An 18057-nucleotide genomic window follows, 5' to 3' on the forward strand; every position below is an offset into this window, starting at 1 on the left:
CGGCGGGCTCCGCCATGTGCGGAGCTCCGCCCACCGCCCTCGACTCCAAAACTCCACCAGCTCCGTGGACGCTACCGCGGCCCCTGGATCAGCAGCGCGTCGCCGTTGGCCACCCAGCGGCAGGCCGCGAGGTCCCGAACCTGCTTAGGGTCGAGCGAAGGCTGGGCCGCAAAGTCGAAGGCCTCCAGCGTGCGCTGGTGAGGAAATTTGGCGATGGCGGTGCCCATCTGGATGCGTCGCTCCTCGCGGTGCGCCACCTCCGCCCCGCACAGCAGCGCCAGCGTTTCGCGCAGCGACAGGTCACCCCGGGCCGCCTCGTCCAGCAGCCCGTCGAGCCGGTCGCGCATCGCCGTCAGCTTCAGGCGGGTCAGCATGTCGGGCAGCGCGTCCACGCCGGCGCTCACCAGCCACCTCCCGCGAGCTGCTCGTATTCGGCCAGGGACCGCAGCAGCGCGATCTCGGGTGGCGCGACGGCGATCGCCGGATCGGCCTCGACCGGGCCGGGCTTCTCCCGCTCTTCCGGCACGACGCCGTGAAGGTAGGCCCGATCGACGGCACGCTCCCGACGCCCGAGGCGCAGATCGTGGCAGGCTACCTCGACGCCAGCGTGAGAGATCCGCACCTGGCCGTCGCCCACTTCGACGGTGACCTGCGCGCCGATCAGCCGCCACGGCACGCTGTAGTGGTTGGTGTCGAGGTTCACGCAGGCGTCGCTCTGCACCTGCCGGCTCACCTCGCGCATCTGCCGGAACGACGGGCGGCCGTTCAACGGGCGAAGCACGGCGGCCTCGTCCCGTTCGAACCTCACGACCGGCGGCTCACCCGTCGTGCCGTGCACCCGAACGTCGGCCACCTCTCGCATCCACCGGGCCAGGTGGGCCTCCAGCGCCCCGAAGGATGCGAAGCGCCGGCCCGCGATGGCATTGTGCTTCACATAGCCCACGCCGCGCTCGTCCTTCCCCTTGGTACGGGCGCGGTAGGGTGCGCAGGCCACCGGTCGCACCGACCAGTACCGGGCGAAGGCATGGAAACGATCGTTGAATTCCACCTCGCGCGTGGCAGCGTCGTGGTGCCGGACCAGCGCGGCGGCGTTGTCAAGCAGCAACTCGCCCGGCAGGCCGCCGAAGTGGCGAAATGCGCCTTCGATGCCCTCAAGCCAGGCCGACTGTCGCTCGTGCCGGAAGGCCTGGACATAGATCCGTCGCGAGTAGCCGAGCGTCGCCACAAACAGGAAGACCTTGTCGACCTCCCCGTCCTCCAGCACTATCCGGCGCTGGCCGAAATCGATCTGCAGCTGACGGCCCGGCGGCGTCTCGAACCTCACCGTCGCCAACGTCGCCGCGGTGAGTTCGCGCCGCAGGTGACACACCGCGCGCTCGACGGTCCGCAGGCTGGCCACGATGCCCAGCTCCGAAGCCAAGTCCTGGCGCACCACGTCGGCATTGCCGTGGTGCCGCGTGAAGCGCTCGGCAATCCAGCCGGCATGCTCGTCCAGCATCCCAGGACGCTTCGCAACCCGGCAGCTCGCCCACCGGCCGGAGGCCAGGTAGCGCTTCACCGTCTCACGATCGCACCCGATTTCCCGCGCGATCCGCCGCGTGCCCCATCCCTGATCGTGCAACCGCAGGATCGCCACCACCTCGTCCGGCGTTCTCATCCGCTGTCTCCGCCCGTCGATCCCGGGTGGAGAGTTCATCGAAATATCGGTCATCGCTGCACTCCCTGCTACGCAGGGGGGATGGGTTCCTCGTGGCGCCGCCGGATGGGTTTACCGTGGCGCCTGACACGGACCGCGGCCTCGCCCTCGGCCGACCAGGTCGAGCGGTAGCCGTTGGTGACTTTGCGCTGGATCACGGCTGGCCGGAGATCGCGCTCGCAGGCGTTGTTGGTGGGCTCGACCTGGCCGGGAAAGAGCGTGAAGGTGAGGAGTTGGTCGCGGGCCCGGCGGATCTTGTCCTGGACGGCGCGGGTGAGATCGCAAATCGTCGCTCTGGCCAGCAGCTCGTCGAGCTGCCGCTCCAGGGCGCGCCGCTTGGCCGCAACCGTGGATGTGGCCAGCGTGGTGACGGCTTCGGCCAGGGCGAAGGCCGAGCCGAGCCACAGCTTGAGCGCCAGCGCCAGCGCCTCGTCGCGGCCGTCCAGCGCGTAGGCGACGTCGCGGGCGAGGTGCGCCAGACAGGTCTGGTGACGGTCGGCGTGTCCCTGCTGGGCCGAGTAACGGTCCGACAGCCACACGTCCGGCCGGTGCTCGCCCATGACGTCGCGCACCACGGACGCGGCGCGCGTCGGGGCGACATGGTGGACGACGGCCTCGGCGCAGCGAAACACCCAATGGAAACTGTTGGTGCCCTCGATGCGGATGCCGGTCTCGTCGCAGGCCACCACCTTGGCGCGGTGCAGCGCGGCCAGCGCCGTGTCGCGGCCGCCCGCAAACTGCGCCTCGGCCCGGCGCAGCATGTTCATCAGGCCGCCCTGGCTGATCGTCAGGCCGAACAGGTCCTTCATGGCGCCTTCCAGCCGTTCGTAGGACAGCGCCTGGAACGTCTTCAGGTACAGCGCGAGGGCGTGCAGCCGCGGGCCGAATGGCGTCGCACCCGCCCCGGCCGGCCGCTCCGCCACGGCGCGCGCGCCGCAGCCGGGGCAGCACACCGACAAGCGCCGGTGGTGCTCGACGCGCGGCTTCACCGGCGGGATGTCGATCTCCTCGTGAAGGCTGACGACCTCGGCCGGCAGATCGTCCGACAGCGCCAGGCCGCAGCCGGGGCAGCCGGTCGGGCGGTGATCGACGACGGCGTCGGGATCGGCCGTGAGCACGCGTTTGTGGCCCTCGTGGCCCGGCTTCGCCCCGCCCGGGCGGGACTGCTCGCGCCGCTCCTTGCGGTCCGTCGAGGGAGGCTTGGACGAGGTACGCGACGTCTTCACCGGCCGCTGAAGCTTCAGCACCAGTTCGACCAGCTCCGGCTTGCTCAGCCGTTCGAGATCCTCGCGACCCATGCCACGAGGGAATCAGGCCCTTGGCATCGACACAAGGCCCAAAATGTCACCGCAGGCGCGGCCGCCCGGTCCCAGGCACGCCGGACCCCCCTGGGTAATTAGTGCGCCGGGAGACCGGCAAGGAGTAAGTGGTGCAAGTCCACTGCGGTGAAGGAGTAGCGATCCACATCGGCCCCGAGCCGTGCGTGTCTGCCCGTGAGGGCAGGGGCGAAGCGTCGGCAGGGGAGCACACAGGCCAGCCATTGAGCCGCGAAATCGGGAAGTCCTGGACGCCGACGCCGTTAATTAGGCGGAAGGCAACACGGCGGGGAGCGCCAGCGCGAGCACCCCGACGGTCCGGCGCGGTCGGAGACCCTGGCATGTGTGGACGCTCCTTGCGCGGGAACCGGGAGATCTCCGGCCTGGCCGGCGGCTTCGGCCGCCCGGTCCGCATCGGGAAGGCGAGGAGCCGAAGCCGATGATGCACGGGCCGGAGAAGTCAGACCCCTCCATAGTAGCTGCGAAGCCGACGAACAAAGCCGGGATGCCGGCGGCGGAGCCGGTGGAGCCAAGGGAGGGGGCCAAGGGAAACGCGCACCAGCAGCGCACGCGCCGGGCTCAGGACCGGGAAAGCGTGTCACAGGTGCTGGCGCGTGTACGGAAAGCGGCACGAAGCCGGAAAACGGAACGGTTCACCTCGCTCCTTCACCACCTCGACCCGGCCATGTTGCGGACGGCGTTCTTCGCCCTCAGGCGGGACGCGGCCGTCGGCGTGGACGGGCTGACGTGGCGGGCCTACGAGGCCGATCTCGATTGCAGGATCGACGATCTGCATCGGCGGGTCCAGCGAGGGGCTTATCGGGCGCAGCCGGCCCGGCGGCGGTTCATCCCGAAGCCGGACGGGCGACAGCGCCCGCTCGCCATCGCGGCCCTGGAGGACAAGATCGTCCAAAGGGCCACGGTGGCGGTGCTGAACGGGATCTACGAGGAGGACTTCCTCGGTTTCTCGTACGGGTTCCGGCCTGGGCGCGGCCAGCACGATGCGCTGGACGCGCTCTGCGTCGGGATCTCCGGCACGAAGGTGAACCACATCCTGGACGCGGACATCCGGTCGTTCTTCGACGACGTCAGCCAGGATTGGCTGATGCGCTTCATCGAGCACCGGATCGCCGACCCGCGCATGCTCCGCCTGATCCAGAAGTGGCTCAGGGCCGGAGTTCTCGATGACGGAAGGGTCGAGGTGAGTGACAGGGGCACGCCTCAGGGCGCGGTGATCTCACCGCTGCTCGCCAACGTGTACCTGCACTACGCCTTCGACCTGTGGGCCGACCGCTGGAGACGGCGGGAAGCCAGGGGCAACGTCGTGATCGTGCGCTACGCCGACGACATCGTCGTCGGGTTCGAGCACGAAGCCGACGCCGTCCGTTTCCGCGAGGCGCTGGCGGCGCGGCTCGCCTCCTTCTCGCTCACGCTCCATCCGGACAAGACGCGACTGATCCAGTTCGGCCGCCATGCGGCGGCCGCGCGGGCCCGGCGCGGCCTCGGCAAACCGGAAACCTTCGCCTTTCTCGGCTTCACCTTCGTGTGCGGCAAGTCACTGCGGGGCAGGTTCCTGCTCCTGCGGCTGACGCGCCGCGACCGCATGGTGGCGAAGCTCAAGGCCGTGAAGGAGGAGCTGCGGCGAAGAAGGCACCAGCCGATCCCCGTCCAGGGTGCGTGGCTCGCCCAGGTGGTGAGCGGCTTCTTCAACTATCACGCGGTGCCGACCAACGCTCGTGCACTCAGTGCGTTCCGCGACAGGGTGACGGAACTCTGGAGGCGCTCGCTCCGGCGGCGCAGCCAGCGGGACTTCACCACCTGGGAGCGGATGAGGAAGCTCGCCACCGACTGGCTGCCGAGACCACGTATCCTGCATCCGTGGCCGAGTGAGCGCTTCGCCGTCAAACACCCGAGGTGGGAGCCGAGTGCCCGAATTGGGCCCGCTCGGTTCTGTGCGGGGGGCGCTCAGCAATGAGCGTCCCTACCGCGATCCCAGCGCGGGCGTTTCTATTTCACCCCTCCAACCCCGGCATCAAGTACGGCACCACCGTGCCCGGCATCGTCGGCTTGCTGTCGATGCCGAAGCTCGTCGCCCGCGCCTGCCGGACGTCGGGCCACAGCGGCACGATGTGCGTCTTGCGCCCGCCGCAGCGGCTGCAGACGAGCCGCAGCCGCCGGCACAGGTCGAGGAACACCGTGTCGTCCGGCACCGCCAGGCGATCGAGCGGCAGGCTCGTGGTGTTGTGGCAGGTGCAGCCCCGCCACAACCCGTGGCACGTCACCGACAGGGACGTGATGCCCTGGCGGCGCAGCTGCGCGATCGTCGGCGCCGGCCCGTCGTAGCCGAGTTTCTTCCGGCCGGCCGTCTTCGCCGGGTCGAGGCGCGGTGCGCCCGCGCGGGCCGGCGCGTCGGCCGGCAGCGGCCCGGCCGGCGGGACGACGTAGCGTATCCCGCACCGCGCCTCGTACTGGCGCGGCTTCTCCCCCGGCTTCATCAGCGTGCAGTCGGCGGCAATGGCTTCCAAAAGGGCGAGCGAGGGGCACGGCCGCGCCGTAGCGGTCGGCCAATCGCGCCAGGCGGTAGCGGCCCCGGCGGGGACAAAGTGAGCATTCGACGTCGACGATGACCCCCGGCCAGTCGACGAGCAACCGGGAAGCCGGCGCGGCTTCAGTGGAGGACAACAACCGGCTCGAAATCCGACGCCGGCGCGTCCCAGATCAGGTATTGCTACGCCTCGTAGACGACCGTGCAATGCGTCTCGTCCCCGGCCTGCCACACATCCCCGACCTTGCCGACCTTGCCGACCTCGCCCGCCAGCTCGCGCCGTCGCCCGTGAACCGCTTTGTCCCGCAGCCTGACCGCATCGCCGATTGCATGACGGCCTCCGGTTTGTTCCTATTATGTTCTATGGCGGGAGCCGGTCGGAGGCGAGTCTTGCAGCTTTGCAAACGAGGATTTGCCCCGCTGCCCAGAAGGGTGGCGGCGCCCATAGCGTTTGCACTATAATCCAGAATGCGCTTACGGCGGATTGGGCAGTCAGGTGTCCGTCTTTTCAACCACGGAAAACACCTTGGAGTCGAAATCTGTCAGTAAAACTTGGTTCAGATAGGTTGAATGATTTGTAAGTACTTATTTGTATTTGCGTGTCGTGCCGGCTCGCGCAGCGACGAGGTTTATACTGCCACTCTGATCTCTTCAGGCGGCTCCGCACAAGGCTCTCCACCGGGCTGCGGGGCCGCTGCTTTGTTGCGAAATGATTCGGTGTAGGCCAGCGGTCAGACAGCATCTGCTCAACCCGGCACGGGATTTTGGCACCCGGATAGCGTGTTGAGGATGGCCGCGTAGGTATCGATACCAGAGTGTGCGGCCGTACCGACACCGTGCCACCAATGCCGCGAGGCCCCTTGTCGGCTGATGCATCAATGTTTAAAGCCGAGGCCATGACGCCACGATCGCACATTCTGATCGCCACACCGGTTCTCAACGAGGCCGTGACGCTTGCCTATGCCAAGAGCCTGTTCAGGCTACAGAACCACCTGCGGCGAACCGACGCGGGAGTGGACCTCACTATGGGCACGCTGGTGTCGGCTGGGATCGACACGGCGCGCAACTATTTCGCGACCCATATGCTCGAGAATGCGTCGTTCTCGCACCTGCTTTTCATCGACGCCGACCATGGGTTCCGCCCCGAGCTGATCCTCGACATGCTCGACCTCGACGAGCCGGTGGTGGGCGCGATCTACCCGGCGCGCGACCTCCAGTTCGACGCCGTGTGGCGGGTCGCCCGATCCTTGGACGCGCCCTGCCGGTTGCAGTCCCTGGCATCCCGCTACGTGCTACCGCGCTTCCAAACGGACGAGGGCGGCCGCCCGGTCACCAAAAAGGGATTCGTCCGGGCGAGCGCGGCCGGCACCGGCATCATGCTCATCCAGCGACACGTGTTCGAGCGCATGGCAGCCATTCCTGACCTGATGGGGGTCGGCGCGGAGATCATGATCGCCGACGGCTACTCAGGCCGCTTCCTGCAGTGCTTCAGGCCCATCATCCAGGACAACAACCTCCCGCTCGGCGAAGACTTGTCGTTCTGCCGGCGCTGGACCGAGACCTGCGGCGGCGAGATCTGGGTCGCCGTCGACCACGAGATCGAGCACGTGGGCGCCTTCGCCTTCGCCGGTCGCTATCGGGACCGCATGAGCTGATGAAGCGTGCGCCGCGTATCCGACTCCAAGAAACTGGGGGAGCAGCCGGCGAGCGGCGCTCCGTAGCACTTGTGTTTGACAAGGTCGGGGCTTATCGCCGCGTTGATCGCGCGCTTGATGGCCGCGCGTTGGTCGTCGAAGATGGACGCTCCGTTCCACTCTAAGAGAGCTTCATTTGCCGAGCAGTGCTGCCGCCAGCGGAGCAGTCACGCTGACGAGGACGGGATCGAAGCGCCCCGTTGCGTGTCCGGCAGCGGGGCCGTCTGCCTCGGCGCTCCCTTAGGCGACCTCGACCGCCCCGAGCTTCATCAGCCAGAACAGGCTGCGCGTCGTCCGCCCCGCTTCATCACCGAACTGAGTGCACAAGCCCGCGCAGGTCACCCCGGCGCCCTCGTAAAGTGCTTGGACGAGCCTCTGCATGCCGCCAGCATCGAGCAGGAGATCACTTTGAGCCCTGAGGATCGGCGATCCGGTGCCCATGCGGAAACGCGCGCGCCAGTCCGGGTGTAGGCGCAGCAAAGCGCCGGTGTCGAATCTTCGGGAAGCGAACCCGGAGAAGACCCTGAATGGGTCGGGGTGGAGTGGATCGTCGACGGCCGAACTGTCCGACGCCCCTTCGGCATTTCTACGATCGTCCAGTTCGGCCCAAAGTTCGCGATAGGCTGCGATCACGACGCGCCAATCGAACAGCGCTTCGGCTCTCCGGCGTCCGGCCTCGCCCATCCGGCTCCGTAAAACAGGGTCCGCACCGAGCGCGACGACTGCCCGTGTGACGGCGTCGACGTCGACGCTCGTAGCCTGCGCCGCGTCCATCAGGGAACGGTTGTAGGGACGGCCGCCCAGACCCGCGGCGAGCCCGATCTCCCGGCCCGCGCCGGCAGGCGCCATGGTGGTCGGGACGAGGAAGCCTGTAACGCCGTCCACCACTGTATCGCGGTAACCGTCCCAGTCCGTGGCGACCACCGGCAGGCCGCTCGCCATGGCTTCGACCAGCGTCAAGCCGAAAGTCTCTTGGATGTTGTCGGTCAAGGATATGAAGACGTCGGCGGCCTCGTAGACGTCGCCGCGCCCGGCGCCCGACACCGAGCCGATGTGATGATGGACCACGGAAGCGCTCGCTTCGCGCGCCAGCGCGGCCGTGGCTTCCGCGACCGCGTCCGACGGGAACCATCCGGCTTGCAGCAGGTGGATCGGTCGGCCGGAATCGCTCCGGGCGCGCTCCAGAGCCTGGAACATTGGGAGCGGGTGGGCCTTGGAACTGAAATTCAGCCGGCCGAGGAACAAGACCGCCAAGGCGTCGGGCGGGATGCCCAGCTTGGCCCGCAACCCGGTCGCGGCGAAGCGATCGCGTTTTGCTGGCCGAAACGTGGCGGTGTCGACGCCGAGCGGGATGACGGGGAACTGCAGCCGCGGCTCCGGCAGGGCGCCGCCGCGCGACGCCAGGAAATCGGTCCAGCCTTCCACCATGCGTTGGACCGCGTCCCTCGAAGCGCGTGAGGTGCAGATCAGCGCATCCCACGGCTCGGTCGGAGCGAAGATGAGGTCGCGCATGTGTGCGCTCAGCCCGGCCCCGGTCAGCGAGTGGTGGACGCCGCAGATCGCGTAGCGTGCAGCGCCTGCCGACCGACGAAGCCAGAACGCATCGGCTTGCGGCACGGAAAAGTACATCGCGCACCGGTTGATGTCGTCAGCGCGCTCGATCTCCGTCATCGGCACGTCGGCCCGCGCCGCCTCATCGCGCAGCGCCACTCTGACATCTTCCTTGTCGGTCCTGAACCGCAGTTCGGCGGGCCGCGCATAGTCTAAGAATGCCCTGACGAACCCCTGTGTCGCGGAGTGGATGCCGTAAACCTTTCCGTCCACCGGCGCCGCGAAGGTTTCGTTGAGGAAGAGGGTCGGGTAGATCAAGGTGCATCTCGATGTTTGGAGGGCACGTGCCGCTCACGCGAGCGAGGGGCTTCGCCGAGGCGCGTCCCGTTCCCGCCGGCCCCGCTTCAGCCGGAGAGCCGGCCGTTCGACCAGGTGCCAGGACAGGACCGCGCAAACGAGCGCGACCGCGACGTCGACCAAGGTCAGCCACCAGAAGTTGGACGCGTCGAGCCACCGGCTCAGCGTCAGCATCTGGATCGGGAAGGCGTAGAGGTAGGTGCCGTAGGACAGGTCGCCGCAGCGGCGGTAGGCGTGGCTGAACAGCAGGCGAGACCGGCCGATTTCGATGGCGGTGAACCCGATCAGGAGGGTCGTGAGGGTGAACCTGAGTTCGGTGACCGGGATGAACGCGATGGCCGAGACCAGGACGGCTGCGGCCGCGGCTCGGGCCGCCCCGGTCGACGGCCCGCTGGCCGCGTAGGCGGCCCCGGAAAAGAACACCATGAAAAACCGGATAACGTGGACGCCGCTGAACGAGGCGAGCGTGTCGGCGCCGGACGGTAGCAGCGCGGGAAACGCGCGCTGCACCACGAAAGCCGCCGTCCACACCAGCGCCGATCCGGAAAAGCATGCCCGCCTCAAACACGGCCTCGGGCCGATCAGCTTGTAGGCGACCAGCAACACTAGATAGCATAGGATCTCGTACTTCAGGGTCCAGATCGGGACGTCGACGGCGGGCCAGCGAGATTCGGCGAGGACCGCCGGGAGCTGGAACTGCGTCGGGGTGAACAGGATCGCGACGTTGTGGAATAGGTAGCGGCGGGTTTCGGGATCGCCCCAGTATGCCGAGACCGACAGGGTCGTGACGGCCGCGCCGAACAGCAGGCACGCGACGGTGTTTACGACCGCGCCCGGATAGATGCGCAGGGCCCGAGACGACAGGAAACGCGCGGCGCGGGGGTCCGCGTCGAGGCTCTGGTAGACGAGATAGCCGCTGAGGGCGAAGAAGACATAGAGGCCCGCATCGGCGAGCTTGGGGCCGAAGGGGCCGAGTGACGGCTGCCCATACCCTGCCAGCGTGTAGCCGGCGATATTCTGCTGGTGTGCCAGGAGGACCGTCAGGGCAGCGATGAGGCGTACTGCGTCGAAAGAGTTGCTACGGTCCGGTTCGGCACCTCGGTTCTCGCTCATGTGCTCCCTGTCGCGGTTGTGGCGCGGTCGGCCCCGCCGCGCGACCTTACCCCGGACTTGCGAGCCGCAGAAGCGAAAGGCGGCGGGGGCAGCGGCCCGGACCGACAATCGAGCCAGGTTCGACGGTTCACGGCACCGAGCACGCAGTCTCCGCGGCGTCGGCCGGCGGACGTATGCCTTCGGGCAGGGTCAGCCGGAGCAGGGGAGCGGCCGAGTCGCCTGGCTCGAGCAGGCAGCCCGCGGCGTGTCGTCGTTGTGCCGCCTGAACGGCCTCAAGGAACGCCCGCTGAGTCGCCGACCTCCGCTCCCGGTCCGCGCGGCGCGGGTCGGCTTTTCCCGACAGACCGTAGCGGGACCCCGTGTCGGCATCGGCAGCGTAGGCGATCAGGAAGGCCCCCAACGCCAGGGCTGCCGCATAGGGGCTGAGCCGGGGGGACAGTGGCGACGCTTCCAGCAGCAGCGCGCCGACCGCCGTGAGAACGGCGACTTTCTGGACGAACCAATAGCGCCCGAAGGTCGTCAGGATGCCGGTGTCGCTCGCCGCGAGCCCCCGCATGGGGCCGAGCGTGACGAGAACTACGAAGGAGTACACGAAGGCGGCGCCCACCAGTGTTGCCGCGAAGGCCACCACGGGGCGCTGCCGATTGCCGGCTGCAAGGCCGATCACGAGCGCTGCGGCGGCCGCCGCAGCCGCGTAGAGTGTGGTGGGGGCCAGCCCCGCTCCGGCGGCCGGCAGGGCGTCGAGCACCGCTTGACGCGCCGGTGAGCCGAGAAGGGCTTCGAGGAAGCCGCGGTCAAGCAGAAACAGGCCGGCCCTCCAAGCGGCATCCAACACCTGCGGGGCGCCGATCCCGGACCCGCCGCCCATCTGCGGTGCGGTGACGGCGGCGAGGAGCGCCGCGGCCAAGCCCGCCGCCGCGAGGAGCGCCGCATTAACCGCGGTGGCGGCCATCCCCCGGCGCCACGACACAGCGGCCGCCACGGCGTTGAACGGCGCTGTTGCGACCGATAGCGGATTGGCGAGTGCGCAGGGAACAAGCAACGCCGACCAAAGGGGCGACACCCGCGGGCGCTCCGCTGCCGCGGCCGCCGCGGCCAACAGCCCGGTGAACAGGAAGACCGGGATCATGCTGGACCAGTTCTGGTAGTCCGGCGACAGTATCAGGGAAAGGTCGCTGAGCGGCATGGCGGCGATCCACACTGCGAGCAGCACCCGCTTGCGAGGATCGGGGATCACCGCCGCGAAGGCGGGAAGGCTCGGCACGGCCGTCATGGCGGCGTAGAAGACGACCGCCATGGTTTGTAGCCCCGCTGGCAGCAGCGGGAGGCTGAAGAACGCGAAGCTGACCAGGAAGATGATGTTGGGCGCCAGGCTGATGTTGTCTGGGTATATATGGAACAGCGATCCCCGTCCGGCGAAGAAGTCATTGAAGATCAGAACGTCGTCCCAGACCAGCAGCGGCGCTGTGACGGCCACCGCGTTGCGCATGACACAGATCAGAAGGCATGCGGCAAACGTGAAAAAGAACCACCGCACGCTTGCCCGCTCCAGGACGAGGGATAGACCGAGACCGCGCGGGCCGTCGGGTCGCGGCACGATATGCGATGCCGCTCCCCACGAACAGCGCATTCGTCGGCGTCGCACCGGTTGACCGTCGTCGGCGCGCCCCTATGGTGCCGCAGCCCCCGCGACCAGGGGTTCGGCCGGAGCGCTCGCCTTGAATTTGGGTCTTGACCACGGGCCGCGTGACGCCGCCGTACGGGAGCCGGTCCGCCTCGTGGTTTGGGATCTCGACGAGACGTTTTGGCGTGGAACGCTGACGGAAGGCGGCATCACGGAACACCTTACCGAGGCCGAAGCCGCGGTGCGGCAACTGGCGCAGCGCGGTATCGTCAGCTCGATCTGTTCCAAGAACGACCACCGAGCCGTCGAGGCCGTGTTGGTCGGCCGGGGCTTGTGGGACTTCTTCGTCTTCCCAAGCATCGACTGGAGCGCGAAAGGCCCCCGCGTCAAGGCCATCGTCGAGGCCGTTCAGCTTCGCCCGGAAACGGTGCTTTTCATCGACGACAGCGCGACGAACCGCGCCGAGGTGGCAGCGGCGGTGCCCGGCATCCGCGTGATAGACGAGCGCGCCGTGGTGGCGCTGTTGGGCGACCCACTATTGGCTGGCAAGGAAGACCGCGACCTGTCGAGGCTCCAGCACTACCGTCTGCTGGAGCGCCGCGGCCGCGAAAGGCGCCGACAGGCCGGCGACGGCCGAGAGTTCCTGCGGGCGAGCGCTATCCGGGTCGAGATCGACCACGACGTCGAGGTGCACCTCGACCGCGCGGTCGAGATCGTCAACCGCACCAACCAGCTCAATTTCACGAAAGTGCGCCTCCCCGAGGATCGCGACGCGGCGCGCGAAGCCCTGCGGGCACAGCTCCATGCCACCTCGGGACGGCGCGCCGCCGTCGTGAAGGTGAGCGACCGCTTCGGCGACCACGGCATCGTCGGCTTCTGGATGATGGACGGAATCTGGGTCGAGCCCTACCTCATCCACTTCGCCTTCTCGTGTCGCATCCTCGGCCTGGGCGTCGAACAATGGGTGTACGAGAGGCTCGGCCGGCCCCGCCTCGACGTGGTGGGTGACGTCGTCGCAACCCTCGACGCGTCCCCCGACTGGATTAATAAGCTCGACCTCACGGGCGGCGGCGAGCCCACCGCGATCGCGTCGCCCCGCCGTGTGCGGCTGCGGGGCGGCTGCGAGCTTGAAGTCCTGCGACATTTTTTCGCCTTCTCGACACCCCACGTGTCGTCCGAGTTCGTGTTTCCGCGCGACGGCCAGACGGTGTGGGCCAGCCACGTCGCGACGCTGTTCGACCAGCCTGGCGCGTGCACTCAGGAGGGCGCGGCCGCGCTGGCGGACATCGGTTTCAGGTCCGATGATCTGGCGTCTTCGTTCCTCGCCGCGGCCGAGGAGTCAGCCTGCTTAGTTCTGAGCAATTCGGCTGACTCCCAAGTGCCGCTGTTTCGCCATCGCGCGCTCGGGATCACCGTGCCCGTAAAGCTCTTCGGGATCGACCTGACGCGCCCCGTCGATGAGGGAGCGGTGGCAGACTTCTGCGACGCCAACGGGCTCGCGGGGGAGCGGGCCGCAGCTTTCAACGGGTGGGTCAGCACGCTCGTCCGCAATTGGGAGCACGTCCCCTTCGCCGCCATCGATTGGCCGGCGCAGTACGATCGGCTCGCCCGCGCGGTGCCGGCCGGGAGCCTGCTCGTGCTGATCCTACCCCTCACCTTCGCCAACACGGCCGACGGCGGAACGGTGGAGTTTCCTGAGCAGGCGACCGTCAACGGATTGTTGCGGGACTTGGCGAGCCGTTTTCCGAACGTCTCTGTGGTCGACACAGCGGAGTGCGTCCGCTCGCGCGACGAACTGCGCAAGCTGTCCCACCTCCATTTCGCGCGGGACGTGTATCATCGGCTCTATCGGCGCATCCTGAAGGTCCACGCGGACTGGCGCGTCGGGCGCGAGGAGGGCGCGGTTTACACCCCGGACATCATCGGCTAAGTGGCGAAACGATCAGCCCCGGCCGGACCCTCGATGACACAACGCAGCTACTTGTTCATCCATCAGAACATGCCAGGGCAGTTCTTGCATCTCTGCTTATACCTACGTGATCGGGGGCATAGAGTCGCTTTCATCACGAAAAACAAGCAAAACATGATAGGCAACGTCACCAAGGTGATGTATGAGCTCAGCCGCAAGCCCCGAGAGGACCAGCATCCCTATTTGGTGTCCACTGAGGAAGGCGTCTTGCACGGCCAAGCGGTTTATAGGTCGATTAAGAACCTCGAGTCCAAGGGCTTCCGGCCGGACGTGGTCGTCGGCCATTGCGGCTGGGGCGAGACGATGTTTGTGAAGGACGCTCTTCCTGACGTGCCGCTGCTCAATTACTTCGAATTTTACTACAATGCCATCGGTCAGGACATGAACTTCGACCCCGAATACCCGGCGGCCGTCGATGGGACCCTGAGGGCGAGAGTGATGAATTCGATCTCCCTTTTGGCCGCGGCGTCCGGCGATTGGGGGATGACGCCGACGCAGTGGCAGTACAGCACGCACCCGACCAGCATCCAATCGCGTATGTCGGTGATGCATGAGGGCGTCGACACCCAGGCGATCGGCCCCAAGCCGGACGCTGTCTTCGTCACCGAGAGCGGCAAGGAACTGAGGGCGGGCCAGAAGATCGTCACGTTCGTATCTCGTAACTTGGAGCCTTATCGGGGCTTCCACGTGTTCATGCGTGCGATACCCGAGATCCAGCGCCTCCATCCCGACGCCGAAATCCTCATCGTCGGGATGGAAGGTGTTAGCTACGGGGTGAAGCTGCCCGAGGGAGACAGTTACAAGAAGCGCATGCTGGCGGAGGTCTCGTTTGACGCGTCCCGGGTCCACTTCACGGGTTACCTCCAGCCCCCCCAATTTCGGGCCGCGATGCACGTCTCCATGGCGCACATCTATCTGACCTACCCCTTCATCTTGTCCTGGTCTCTCGTGGAGTCGATGGCGAGCGAGTGCCTTATAATCGGCTCCAAGACCGCGCCCGTCGAAGAAGTGCTCACTGATGGCCAGACCGGCCTGCTCGTCGATTTCAAGGATCACATGGCACTCGCGACCCGCGTGGGCGAGGCCTTATCGCAGCCCGAAAGCTTCAAACAAATCCGGCAGAATGCTCGGCGTATGGCCGTGCGCGAGTTCGACCTGAGATCCGTTTGTCTGCCGCGCCAACTCGGCCTCATCGACAGCCTCATCGGGCGGCGTTGACTTTTGCCGAACGTGGCGAATGAGGACGGTCCCGCCGCTGGCCGGCGAAATTCGTTCGACGCGCTGCGGATTGCAGCTGCCCTGTGCGTCTTCTTCGGTCACCAGTGTGAACTCGCGGGCAGGCCCGAGCTGACCCTGGGCCCGCTCGGCATCACGCTGTCGAACATCGGGCTCTTCGTTTTCTTCGCGGTGAGCGGCTACCTCGTGGCGCAGAGCCTCGCGCGGGAGCCGCGACCGGCCAATTTCCTGGCAGCGCGCGTGTTGCGCATCTACCCCGGCGCAGCCGCCAACGCCCTGTTCTGCGTGGCGCTCGGGGGCGCGGTCACGACGCTGCCTCCGGGCGCCTATTGGTTTGACGGGCGGACCTGGGCCTACCTCATCCACGGGGCCGCGATCCTGCTCCCGCCGACGCGCCTCGAGCTTCCCGGCGTTTTCGCCGACGCGCGATGGGCCAGCGTCGACACACCGATCTGGACGCTGAAATACGAGCTGCTCTGCTATCTCGGCTTGCTCGCCCTGGGCACGTTTTCGAGCTTGCTCGGGATCCGTCCGAAACGGCCCCTGATCGCCGGCGCGGTGATCCTCCTGCTCGGCTACTTGTGGCGCATCTCCGCCGGGCCCGCGCCCGATGCCGAAGTTTTCTACGCCGACGTGAACGGCTTCAACCTGCTTCGCTTCGGCATGATCTTCTGCGCGGGGGCGCTCTATGCGGCGGTGGAGGACGACCTGAGCCGTCTGCGTCTGGCGCTGGTCACGGCGGCCCTGGTGGCCTTGGCGCCGACCCCCGAGGCGACTCGCGCGGGATTGCTGCTACTCGCGGTGCCGCTGTCGATCGAGATCGGGCGCAGCCCCCTGCTGTTCAGCCGCCGCTATCGCGCCTTCGGGGACCTGTCCTACGGGCTCTACCTTTACAGCTACCCAATGCAGGTTCTGGCCGTCACGCGGCTTCCCCGAGGGTTTGGCTTCTGGGCCGAGACCTTCGCCGCTTTGAGCGCCGCGGGCGTCCTCGCGGCCCTGTCCTGGACCTTCGTCGAGCGGCCTGCGCTCAGGCTGAAGTTCCGCGCCCTGGCGCACGACTCTCCCGGTCTTGAGGCCGAATCCAGCGCGTGATAGCCACCCGCAGGCGGAGCCACGGCGGATCGAACGTGTCCGCTGAGGGCGAGACAATATGACGGATACCGACGGGCGCCAAACTTCAGATATCGCGCCGGACCTCAACGCTTTTCTCACATCGGCCGCCTTCGCCCTTCCGGATATGGTCGGACCTGGCACCTGGGTGCACCATGCACCGTTCGCCTTCTGGCTGGTCGACGCTTTGCGCCCGCGCCGGATCGCGGAGATCGGCACTCGGGACGGCGCGTCCTACCGCGTCCTGTGTCAAGCCGCGCGATCCCTCGGCCCCGACGTGAGGCTGACCGCGTCGCCCTGCGTCGAGGATTTCCACCCGGCGCTCCTGGCCGACCACGATGCGCGTTACGGCGACTTATCCCGGGTCCTCGGACGCGCTCCGGCCGGGGCCGCCGATCAGGTGGACGACGGCAGCGTCGACCTTCTCCACGTCGCGTCGGGCGGCGCTTCCGTCTTCGCGCCCTGGCGCGCCAAGCTGTCGGACCGCGCGGTCGTCACCGTCCATGGCTTCGAGGCCGGCCCATCAGGGATCGGGCCTCGCGCGCTTTGGGAGGAACTGCGCGCCCGTCACCCCGCTTTCGCCTTCGCGCACGGGGGAGGTCTCGGGTTCGTGGCCTTCGGGCCGCATCCGCCGTCGGCGGTGCAGCGCTTTCTGGCCGCCGCCGCCGCCCACCCGTCGGCGGTGCGCTCCGCCTATCGCCGCCTCGGCTCCGCGGCGACGCAACCTGCGGCGTCGCGGCCCGCGGTTCCCCCCGCCGCCGAACTGCCCCCGCCGTCCGTGGCGGCGGGCGTGCCGAGCCTGCACGTCCACGTCGCCGCCATGGCGCCGCAGTTCCTCGAAGTGCGCACCCATATCCCGCTGGCCGCGCTCGCGCGGCTGCCCGGCGTCGCGACCTCGCTGTCGGAGAAGCGCATCGAGCTGCCGCGCCTGCCGAAGGACCAGCCCAAGGTGCTGGTGCTGCAGCGTCCCGCCATGAACGACCTCGACCGCTGGCGACGGATTGTGGACGAGGTCGTGGGCCGCGGCTGGATTCTGGTGACGGAGCTCGACGACCACCCCGATCTGCTCGGCGCCGTCCACAAGGTGCCCGTGGACGACCGGTCCTGGCGGAGTGTGTGCCTCGCCCACGCGGCGCAGACGTCGACGCCCGCCATGGCGGAGGCCATCCGGGCTTGGAACCCCGAGGTCAAGGCCTTCCCGAATGCCGCGCGCGCGGTGGTGGGCGAAGCACGGCGCCCTGCTTCGGACGGGCGGGTGCGGGTGTTTTACGGCGCCCTCAACCGCGAGAGTTTCTCTCGCCAGGTCGGCGCCGCGCTGGCTCCGTTCGCGGCCGAACGGCGGAACGTCGAATTCGTTGTGGTTCACGACCGCGCCTTCTTCGAGGCGCTCGGGCCCTGCACCAAGGCGTTCCACCCCGCCCAGCCCTACGACGGCTATCTCCGGCTGATGTCGGACTGCGACGTCGCCCTGATGCCGCTCGAAGGTGGCCCGGGCGAGCGCTTCAAGAGCGACGTCAAGTGGGTGGAAGCGTCGAGCTTCGGCCTGGCGAGCGTGGCGAGCCCGGTGGTTTACGCCGATTCGGTCCGCGACGGCGTCACGGGGCTGCTGGCGCCGATGCTTGCGGACTGGCCGGCCCAGCTTCGCCGGCTAGTCGAGGACCCCGCCCTGCGCGCTGAAGTTGCGGGTGCGGCGCGGACCGAGGTGGCCCACGGCCGAAGTTTGGCCGCCGCGGCGCTGGCGCGGCGGGACTGGTACGCGGGTCTGTGGGCCCGTCGCTTCCATCTGGCGGCGTTGCTGAAAAGCCGCACCATGACGGTAGTTTGACGGCTGCAGCGATCTGCGCCG

General features: G+C 67.9%; 13 protein-coding genes. 6 read left to right on the top strand and 7 right to left on the bottom strand.

Annotated features, from left to right (window positions below; genetic code table 11):
* Positions 1-71: 71 nt before the first annotated feature.
* Genes D3273_RS20895 through tnpC form a run of 3 tightly spaced genes read right to left on the bottom strand, consistent with a single transcriptional unit; the run spans position 72 to position 2994 of the window.
* A complete protein-coding gene (locus tag D3273_RS20895; protein WP_281011362.1) occupies positions 72-404 on the bottom strand; it encodes an ATP-binding protein in 333 nt (110 codons plus the stop codon).
* Entirely contained in the window at positions 401-1711 is a 1311-nt protein-coding gene (gene istA, locus D3273_RS20900; protein WP_428977794.1) for an IS21 family transposase, read from the bottom strand. The genes D3273_RS20895 and istA overlap by 4 nt, the downstream gene beginning before the upstream one ends.
* Before the next feature lie 14 nt (positions 1712-1725).
* Entirely contained in the window at positions 1726-2994 is a 1269-nt protein-coding gene (gene tnpC, locus D3273_RS20905; RefSeq protein ID WP_129228834.1) for an IS66 family transposase, read from the bottom strand.
* A gap of 703 nt (positions 2995-3697) precedes the next feature.
* On the opposite strand from tnpC, the gene ltrA reads away from it, so the two are divergent.
* Entirely contained in the window at positions 3698-4987 is a 1290-nt protein-coding gene (gene ltrA / locus D3273_RS20915; protein WP_346432558.1) for a group II intron reverse transcriptase/maturase, read from the top strand.
* Positions 4988-5024: 37 nt separating this feature from the next.
* Here the strand turns inward: ltrA and D3273_RS20920 are convergent, their stop codons facing one another.
* Positions 5025-5507 (bottom strand): hypothetical protein, encoded by a 483-nt coding sequence (locus D3273_RS20920; RefSeq protein ID WP_129228836.1) that lies wholly within the window; start codon positions 5505-5507, stop codon positions 5025-5027.
* A gap of 910 nt (positions 5508-6417) precedes the next feature.
* On the opposite strand from D3273_RS20920, the gene D3273_RS20925 reads away from it, so the two are divergent.
* Positions 6418-7212 (top strand): hypothetical protein, encoded by a 795-nt coding sequence (locus D3273_RS20925; RefSeq protein WP_129228837.1) that lies wholly within the window; start codon positions 6418-6420, stop codon positions 7210-7212.
* A gap of 279 nt (positions 7213-7491) precedes the next feature.
* Here D3273_RS20925 and D3273_RS20930 read toward each other — a convergent pair whose 3' ends face one another.
* The 3 genes from D3273_RS20930 to D3273_RS20940 form a co-directional block, all read right to left on the bottom strand.
* A complete protein-coding gene (locus tag D3273_RS20930; protein ID WP_129228838.1) occupies positions 7492-9120 on the bottom strand; it encodes a glycosyltransferase family 4 protein in 1629 nt (542 codons plus the stop codon).
* 33 nt (positions 9121-9153) lie between these two features.
* Positions 9154-10272 (bottom strand): acyltransferase family protein, encoded by a 1119-nt coding sequence (locus D3273_RS20935; protein WP_165359599.1) that lies wholly within the window; start codon positions 10270-10272, stop codon positions 9154-9156.
* 127 nt (positions 10273-10399) lie between these two features.
* Positions 10400-11809 carry a hypothetical protein gene (locus D3273_RS20940; RefSeq protein ID WP_129228840.1) on the bottom strand — a complete coding sequence of 470 codons (1410 nt, stop codon included), beginning with the start codon at positions 11807-11809 and terminating at the stop codon, positions 10400-10402.
* Between the two features lie 181 nt (positions 11810-11990).
* Here D3273_RS20940 and D3273_RS20945 point away from each other — a divergent pair, with 181 nt between their 5' ends.
* From D3273_RS20945 to D3273_RS20960, 4 genes are read left to right on the top strand one after another with little or no spacing between them, the layout of a single operon-like run.
* A complete protein-coding gene (locus tag D3273_RS20945) occupies positions 11991-13826 on the top strand; it encodes an HAD-IIIC family phosphatase (protein WP_129228841.1) in 1836 nt (611 codons plus the stop codon).
* 33 nt (positions 13827-13859) lie between these two features.
* Complete coding sequence (locus tag D3273_RS20950; protein WP_129228842.1) at positions 13860-15083, top strand: glycosyltransferase family 4 protein; 1224 nt, start codon at positions 13860-13862, stop codon at positions 15081-15083.
* 12 nt (positions 15084-15095) lie between these two features.
* A complete protein-coding gene (locus D3273_RS20955; RefSeq protein WP_165359600.1) occupies positions 15096-16193 on the top strand; it encodes an acyltransferase family protein in 1098 nt (365 codons plus the stop codon).
* Between the two features lie 58 nt (positions 16194-16251).
* A complete protein-coding gene (locus tag D3273_RS20960; RefSeq protein WP_129228844.1) occupies positions 16252-18036 on the top strand; it encodes a glycosyltransferase in 1785 nt (594 codons plus the stop codon).
* The last annotated feature ends 21 nt before the right edge of the window (positions 18037-18057 follow it).

The organism is Lichenibacterium minor, from assembly GCF_004137685.1.
Classification (GTDB): domain Bacteria; phylum Pseudomonadota; class Alphaproteobacteria; order Rhizobiales; family Beijerinckiaceae; genus Lichenihabitans; species Lichenihabitans minor.